Origin of the sequence: Pseudomonas meliae, from assembly GCF_001400515.1 — a bacterium.
Classification (GTDB): Bacteria; Pseudomonadota; Gammaproteobacteria; order Pseudomonadales; family Pseudomonadaceae; genus Aquipseudomonas; species Aquipseudomonas amygdali.
In genome coordinates this window covers 1-7,583 of record NZ_LJQT01000096.1, presented here as the reverse complement: position 1 = coordinate 7,583, position 7,583 = coordinate 1, and the positions used below count along the sequence as shown (strand labels likewise).

The following is a 7,583-nucleotide window of genomic DNA, read 5'->3' as shown; positions in this document are numbered from 1 at the left end:
TTCATCGCTTTTGCGATGAGGGGTTTTGTCGTTATGGAGCCCCAAAAAAGCCCGCGCAGGCTTTCGCGCTGAGCGGGCTGGATAGTGCATGAGTCAGCCAAAAAGGCTGCGTACGTTACTCATCGCACCGTCAGCAAACCCCTGAAGAAACGCTTCAAATGCATCCCCTTCAGGACCTCCCTGAACAGGGTCGGCAACGATCGTCCAACGGGCCAAACACGCACCTTCCCCGGTAGCTTCAACAGTCATTGCCGCCCATAGGTTACTCACCGGTAAACTGGTGTGGATCAGTGACCAGGTCATGTACAGCGCCTGATCATCCCGGGAGTTCAGTTGTTCGATGGCCACGTTACCGTCCTTGAACAGTTTCCTTCGAACCGAGCCTGGCCCTTCCCTGGTGACTTCAATACTGTCCAGCGCGGGTATGAAGGCTTGGAAACCACCAAAATTCCCGACCACAGCCCATACGCTGGCTGCATTACCGGGGACATCCACGGTTGAAACCACTCGGCACGACACCGGGTTGCGGATAAGGGTGTCGGGCTTCAGATTACTGTGAAGTGTGCTCATGTGTTTCTCCATTTACGTCAGTGGGGTATCAATTCAGATGAAGCCGATTTCTTTCAGGTAATCGCAGCCCTTGCGCAGCAGCTCAGGGGTTTTCTGGGGGTAATGCCCGCCCATACGGTGAATACCGCTGAGGGTGTTGCGGTACTCGATCATCGAGATGTCGCCGATGTCTTCTTCAAACCCGTCGAGATAGAAACCCAGCACGCCAAATAAAGCGTTCTGGCTGTCGACACGGCTGAGTTGGGCCTGCCATTGCTCGACGCTGACCAACTCGAACTGAGGGCCTGCTCCGCGGAAGGCTTCCACATAGTTATTCCAGCTCAAGGGCTCGGGGTTATGCAGGTTGAACACAGCGTGTTCCGGTTGATAGCGACTGGCATGGAAGCCGATGAAGCGTGCCAGGAAGTCCACCGGCATCAGGTCGAAGTTGATAGCGAACGCCGGAACCTGACCCAGTTGCAGTGAGCCCTTGAGCATCAGCATCAGGCGGTTTTTGTGCGGCTGGCATACGCCGGTGACGCTGTTGAACGCTATGTTGCCGGGCCGATAGATGTTCACCCAGGCACCTTGCTCGCGCGCGCGCTGCAGAACACGCTCAGCTACCCATTTGGACAGGTTGTAACCGTTCTTGATGTAGATCGGCGGGGTAGCGGCAGCGGGCTGTTCAAGCACATTGCCGGCAGCATCGACTGCACTACAGGCGGAAAGGGTCGAGACGAAGTTGAAGATCTTTTTGCTGCGCCCCTCACACAGCTTCAGGCATTCAAAGACCGGCGCAACATTGTCTTTGACGAGGGTTTCATAGTCCTGAACATGGTTCACATTGGCAGCGTTATGCACCAGCGCACCGAACTCGCTATCCAGTCGTTCATATACCGCTTCACTGAGACCCAGCCTGGGCTTTGTCACGTCAGCGGCGTAGACCTTCACGCGACTCAGGTCCAGATGATCCAGGCGGTTTTCCCGCAGTGAATGCTCGAAACGCTGTTGTGCGCTTTGCCCCGCAGCTTCACGAACCAGGCAGGCGATCTCTGTCGCCCCCCAGTTCAACAGCGCTTCAACGATATGCACACCGAGAAAACCGTTGGCACCGGTGACAATTACCTTGTGAACATCACCCAACTGGCTGATGGGCAAAGTCGCCAGCGGGTTATTCGCATCGGCATCCAACAGTGCCTGCGCACTGATGGTGTAAGCCGAAGCACCATCGCTGTCGATCAGGCTGGCCAGTGTCAGGACGGTAGGTGCTTCTATAAAACGGTTGATTGGAATGCTGCGCCCAAACCGCTCACGAACCCCCAGCAACAGACGTGACAGCAGAATCGAATGACCGCCCAGATTGAAAAAGCTTTCGTCCGTAGAGATATCTTCTGACGGCAGTTCCAGCAGCTCGGCCCATAACGCCAGCAGCGCTTGCTCCTGCTCGGTCTGTGGCAGACGCCCCGTGCGTTGTCCGCTGAAGCTCAACGGTATTTCCAGAAGTGCCTTACGATCGACCTTGCCGTTGCTGGCAAACGGCAGACCGGGCAGCGTCGTGTACACAGCAGGATGCATGTAGTCAGGCAGCAGACGTTGCACATGCGCTCTCAACGCCTGTTCGTCATGCTCACGATACGGTTGAGCGAGAAACGCCAGAATGCGTCGCTGCCCGTCGATCACCACAGCCACCTGTCGATACAGCCCGCTGTCGCGCAAACAATGCTCGATCTCTTCCGGCTCGACCCGAAAGCCGCGAATCTTCACCTGATTATCGCGGCGTCCGCTCAGTACGATGCCATCAGCCGTCCACTTGGCGATATCGCCGGTGCGATAGGCCCGCAGTTGCTGTCCGTCCGGCTTGGTCAGCCACACATAGCGCTCGGCGGTAAGCGGGGGATTGTTTACGTAGCCCAGGCAAACACCAGGACCGACGATATACAGCTCACCCTGCGTTTGCTCCGCTACGGGTTGCAATTGCTCGTCGAGAATCCAAGCCTGGCTGTTGGCAATCGGTCGTCCCAGATGTCGATTGCTGCTGGACAGCCCGAACTCAACGGCCGTGACCAATACGGTGGCTTCGGTGGGGCCATACAGGTTGTGGAAATGACACTGCCTGGTGAGTTGCGCAATCACATGCGGCTCACAGACGTCGCCCCCGGTCATGACATGCTCCAGCCCCAAAGGCTGATCCAGCGGCAGAATGCTCAACAGTGCCGGTGGCAGAAACGCGTGAGTGATGCCTTGTTGCAGCACGCTGATCAGTTGCAATGGATCACGCCGCTGGTCTTCATCAGGCACCACCAGTTCAGCGCCACTGAGCCAGGTGGGAAAAATGTCGATGATCGACGAATCAAAGCTCAACGTAGAAAACTGCAGCACCCGGCTCTGCTCGCGCAGGCTGACATACTCGGCGTACCAGGCAGTGAAATGGCTGAGGTTGTGCTGGCTGAGCAGTACGCCTTTCGGCTGTCCGGTGGTGCCTGACGTGTACAGCGCCATGCAGGGCGCGTTCTGCGAGGCATGAACGCGCATGCGGGCTGAAACGGGATTCCCCATAGGCACCGCAGCAATATCCAGTGCCGGAAACTCCGCAGCGGCCAGAGGGTGCGAGCCGTCGTGAAGCAACAGCATCGCTCCCGAGTTTTCCAGAATGTACTGCTGACGCTGCAAAGGCTGGCCAGGATCAAGCGGCAGATAAACCGCACCGCAGCCCAGAATCGCCAGAATGCCCGCATACAACTCGGGTGACTTGGGCAGGCAGATGCCGATCACCGGAGGCGTGTCGGCTTTCGCAGACGCCAGCAAAGGCAGCAACAGGCGCTGAATGGCGATGCTGTGCGCGTGCAGTTCACGATAGCTGAGCGTCTGATTGCGAACGGACAGTGCTGGACGTTCGGCAAACATCAGCAGCGCCTGTTCCAGCCGCTCGGTGATCGAGGTTTCAGCCCGCTTCAGCAGGTGGGATTGCTCTGTCTGATTCAGACGATGCTCGAAGAGCAAATGATCAATCGCCTGCAAACCATCCTGCCGGTCACTCTGAGCGGGTGTTGCAGTAGGCAGACTGTTGAAATAATCATCGTCCCTGGACAGTCGGCTGACCTGCAATGCCACCATCCCCACCATGCCTGCTACAGCCGCATCACGCAGTACGCGGCCGTTGCCTGACTCCTCGGCCGGCAGCCACTCATGAGCTATCAGGCGTCGAACATAGGCCGGCCCATGCCAGCAGAGCAGCTCCAGGCGAGGCAGACCGTGCGCCAGCGCCGCGCTGAAGCCGACCCGCAGGCCCAGATGAGTGCCGTGGCCTCGTACCCCGCGAAGGTCCAGACTGCCGTCCTCGATCAGGACGCAACCGTCAGGCATCGTCAACGCATACAGTGCCTGCTGGTCAGACAGGTGCCGCACGCCATGCCCGTGGTCCTGAAGCTCGGTATTTAGCTCGCTCAGGGTCAGGCTGTGACCGATGAGCACAATCTCCAGGCGCTTCATTGCAGCGTCCCCTGAACCGGCAGATAGTCCGCCAGCGCACGCTGCACACAGGGATCGTCCAGCATCGAGCTGCTCTTGAAGAAGCGCATGATATTGGCGACCAGTGGGTGGTGGCGGTTGACTGGGAAACTCACGGCCCTGGTTTCATCCTTGAGCGCCTGCTTGATGGTGTCCGGCACCTGCAAGTGTTCGATCAGGGTGAAATCGAAGCCGTTCTGTATGTCATTGGTCAAATACTGAGCGATAAACACCGGCAGGATGCGCGCGATGGATTCCCGATCCTGCTCATCTGCGGTGTGCCAGTAGATTCGTACCAGCCGTGCCCAGAAACCCGAATGACGTCCCTCGTCCAGCAGATGGTCAGCCATCAGTCCCTTGACCGATTGCTTGACCGAGTCGTCCTTGGCGAACGCCGCTACGTCATTTGTCACGGTGTTTTCCGCGATAGCCACGCAGATCAGTTCAACTGCACTGCGCAGATGCTCCGGAGCCAGAGCCAGCGCGGCGGGTATGGCCCGGCTGAGTTCGATTTCGTCAGGCAGCTGGATAGGCTCGATGCCCGTCAGCGCGATGGTCTGTTGCATGAAGTCCATCGCCACCAGCGCGTGATAGTCCTCGTCGACCACCACTGTCATCGCGTCATAGCGGCAGGCAAACGGGAAGCGAATCGTGAAGTTGTCCTTGGCGATACTGCGTGCGGTCTTGTCGACGATCTCGGTTTCAAAGATCACCACATCGTTGATGAACTTATAGAGGCTCTGCACCAGTGCGTAATCGCGCAAATGCGCGCAATCGCGGGTAAACGTGTCACTGAGCACCAGCGGCTGACGGCTGAGGGGGTAGATCAGTTTTTCATCGTTCTCGACCATTCTGCGCGGACGAGTACGAATGGTGGCGCGGCCTTCCCACGCATCGATGAACGACGTGTAGTCTTCTGCTTTCATGATGTCTTCCTTGTAAAGGCTTCAGGGTGTTGCGAGCGGGTGTTACGCACTGGCCTGCATCAATGGCGCGCGCATGCTCATGCGCAGCGTGTCCCATAGCCGGACCCTGCTTTCCACCGCTGCGATGGCCGCCTGATACACCTCTCGTTCACGCTGCGCGTCGCCGCCAATCAGACGGGCCAGCAACTGTTCCGCTGCCGGGCCGTGGTCCTCGGAGTCCACTTCGATGTGGCGCTCCAGGTAGTAACGGAAGGTGGGTGCCTGTTCGACGGTGATGCCCCAGTCGTCGAGGATGCTCTGGAACATCTGTGGGATGACGCTTTCGCGCCCGTGCAGAAACGCCGCAGCAACGCTGTGTGCCGGCGCATGAAGGGCAGTGTCGAGGGTGCGCGTCACGAATGCCGATGCGGCCTGGCCTGCGTTGACCCGTTGCAGGGCCGTTGTGTAATGCAGGCCCTGCTGCTGCAGCTGGATGAAACGCTCGATCTGTAACGTGCTCGCGCCAATCTCGCGCATGGCGTCCAGGTACAGCTCGAAGTGGCTGTAATGACCTGAATCCAATCGGTCGTCGGACTCTTCCCCCAGCACGATCTCGTTGATCAGGCGGGCGGCGCAGGCATCGGTCGGGGGCAGCCACGGCAGTTGCGTGCAGGTCAGTTCCTGTTGCAGACGTTTGGTCAGAGACATGAAATCCCAGACGGCGAATACATGGGTTTCCATAAAGCGTCGCAATACGCCCAACGTCGTGATTTCGGCAAAGATCGGGTGACGGCTAAGTTCAACTTTCTTTTGGTCGAGCAGCGTTTTCTCACAATGCATGGTGATGTCCCTATGGTCATGGTAGCGGTAGGTGGCAGTACAGTTATTCGAAGTTTTAACGTGTCGCCCGTGCAAGGTGAATGTGATGAAAGACCTGAATGCAAGGCAAACAAAGGCCTGAAGGCAGAGGCGATAATTCGCCGAAACTGCACGTCGGTTATAGCCATTCAAGAGCGCCCATAACTTCAACTTGCCGGGCTATAGCCCTTATGGATTGCGGCTTTGAGTCCGGCTGCCGTCAATTACGCTGACGGCGAAGAAAACTTAAAACAAATTTAATGCAGTGCGCAATTCTTTTTTAATAATATTTAAGTTGTTGTTTTTGTGGCGTGTAAGTTGCCATATAAAACACGTGGAATATGTTTTATAGGGGCGCAGGCAACCCTTCCGACTGATTGAGTCAGAATTATCAATAATGAGTGAATGCCTCACTCAGCGTTGCCGTTATGCTGAATAATCAGGTGCCTGGGTTTTTTAATGGGCAATGTTGGAAATGACTTCCAATGTCGATTTGCCCCGTTCAACAACTCCTTGTTCATTGGGTTCAAATGAACACAGAACTGCTCCGGTGCTGCGTGGACAGTTCAGCCGTAGCCAGAGAACACCCTCAGGTTGATTCTTCTGGGCCTCGCCCGAGTTTGCCTGATTCCTGTGTCGGGCCACTCGGCAGATCAGGAAAATAGCTATGAAAACGCCATGCCAGGCGTCGGGCCTGACCAGTGTTGAAGGTCGGTTGGGAAAGCGCGGGGGAAGTGCGAGCGGCTAATCTGCAGGCGTCATGCCATTGCCTGGTGGATTAGCCGTCTCAATGATTCAGGAGGGGGTTTTCTTTGCTGTACGGGCCGGTTTGGCGTTGATGGCCTTGTTGCTGCTCAGGTACTGGGTGACGGCCTGCACGCCGCGGTTGAGGTGGTGCTGCAGCGCTTCGACACATGGCTCGACCGCTTTCTGTTCGGCGAGCCGCAGCAGATGCCAATGGTCATCCTGAGAAAGCTTGCCCAGCCCCATGGCGGAAAGATTGAAACGCAAGAAGCGCTCTTCCTCGTTCAGACCTTCTTCAACCAGGCGCATCAGGCGCTTGTTGTGAGTCTTGGCATACAACGACAAGTGGAACATCCGGTTGAGCCTGCCGATCTGACCGAAGTCCGTCTCGACTTCAAGCTGCTCGATATAGCCTGCAGCCGCTGCCAGATCGTCCGCGTCCAGCAACGGAATGGACAAGCGCAACGCCTCGGACTCCAGAAGGATCCGCAAGGCATAAGCGTCCACTGCGTCTTCGGTAATCAACGGTGCGACTACTGCGCCCTTGTGCGTTTCGACCCGCAACAGCGACTGCGCCTCAAGCTGGCGCAGTGCTTCGCGCACAGGCATGCGGCTGACGCCAAACAGCGTGGCCAGCTCCTGTTGGCGCAGAGCCGTGCCACTGGGAAGACTGCCATCGATAATGGCATTTCGCAGCTTTTCTTCAATCACGGTTCTGGCAAGGTGCGCCGGAGGCTGCTCGTTGCCCAGTACGGAGCTTAGAAAGGCTTCTCTATCTGATTTGCGCATCGGTCTACTTCTTCATCAACCTTGGCTGGATAAAGTCCAATTAATCGCTGGATTGCCGACAGACTAGCCAAGACTTGCCAGTAAGTCGCGAAAATAGAAGCATCATCATGTTTTGCTGCAAGTGCCGGGTTGCGGTTCAGCCCTGCGAGCCTCAATGAGTACGCGCCTATCTTAGCGCTCATTCGCTCCGTGTACCGAGTGGGCATTCGCAGCTAAGTATCCTCTGAAAAA

The 7,583-nt window shown here is 57.0% G+C and carries 5 protein-coding genes; all 5 read right to left on the bottom strand.

Annotated elements, in window-relative coordinates; translation table 11 throughout:
• Positions 1–93 precede the first annotated feature (93 nt).
• Positions 94–570: an SRPBCC family protein gene (locus ALO64_RS04340; RefSeq protein WP_044345357.1), complete on the bottom strand. Its 477-nt coding sequence runs from the start codon at positions 568–570 to the stop codon at positions 94–96.
• Positions 571–603: 33 nt separating this feature from the next.
• Positions 604–4,038 carry a non-ribosomal peptide synthetase gene (locus ALO64_RS04335; RefSeq protein WP_044345355.1) on the bottom strand — a complete coding sequence of 1,145 codons (3,435 nt, stop codon included), beginning with the start codon at positions 4,036–4,038 and terminating at the stop codon, positions 604–606.
• Positions 4,035–4,982, bottom strand: a complete 948-nt coding sequence (locus ALO64_RS04330) for a diiron oxygenase (RefSeq protein ID WP_044345353.1) — start codon at positions 4,980–4,982, stop codon at positions 4,035–4,037. The genes ALO64_RS04335 and ALO64_RS04330 overlap by 4 nt, the downstream gene beginning before the upstream one ends.
• 42 nt (positions 4,983–5,024) lie before the next feature.
• Entirely contained in the window at positions 5,025–5,801 is a 777-nt protein-coding gene (locus ALO64_RS04325; protein ID WP_044345351.1) for a DUF3050 domain-containing protein, read from the bottom strand.
• An 813-nt stretch (positions 5,802–6,614) separates the two neighbouring features.
• Positions 6,615–7,352: a GntR family transcriptional regulator gene (locus ALO64_RS04320; RefSeq protein WP_044345349.1), complete on the bottom strand. Its 738-nt coding sequence runs from the start codon at positions 7,350–7,352 to the stop codon at positions 6,615–6,617.
• Between the last annotated feature and the right edge of the window lie 231 nt (positions 7,353–7,583).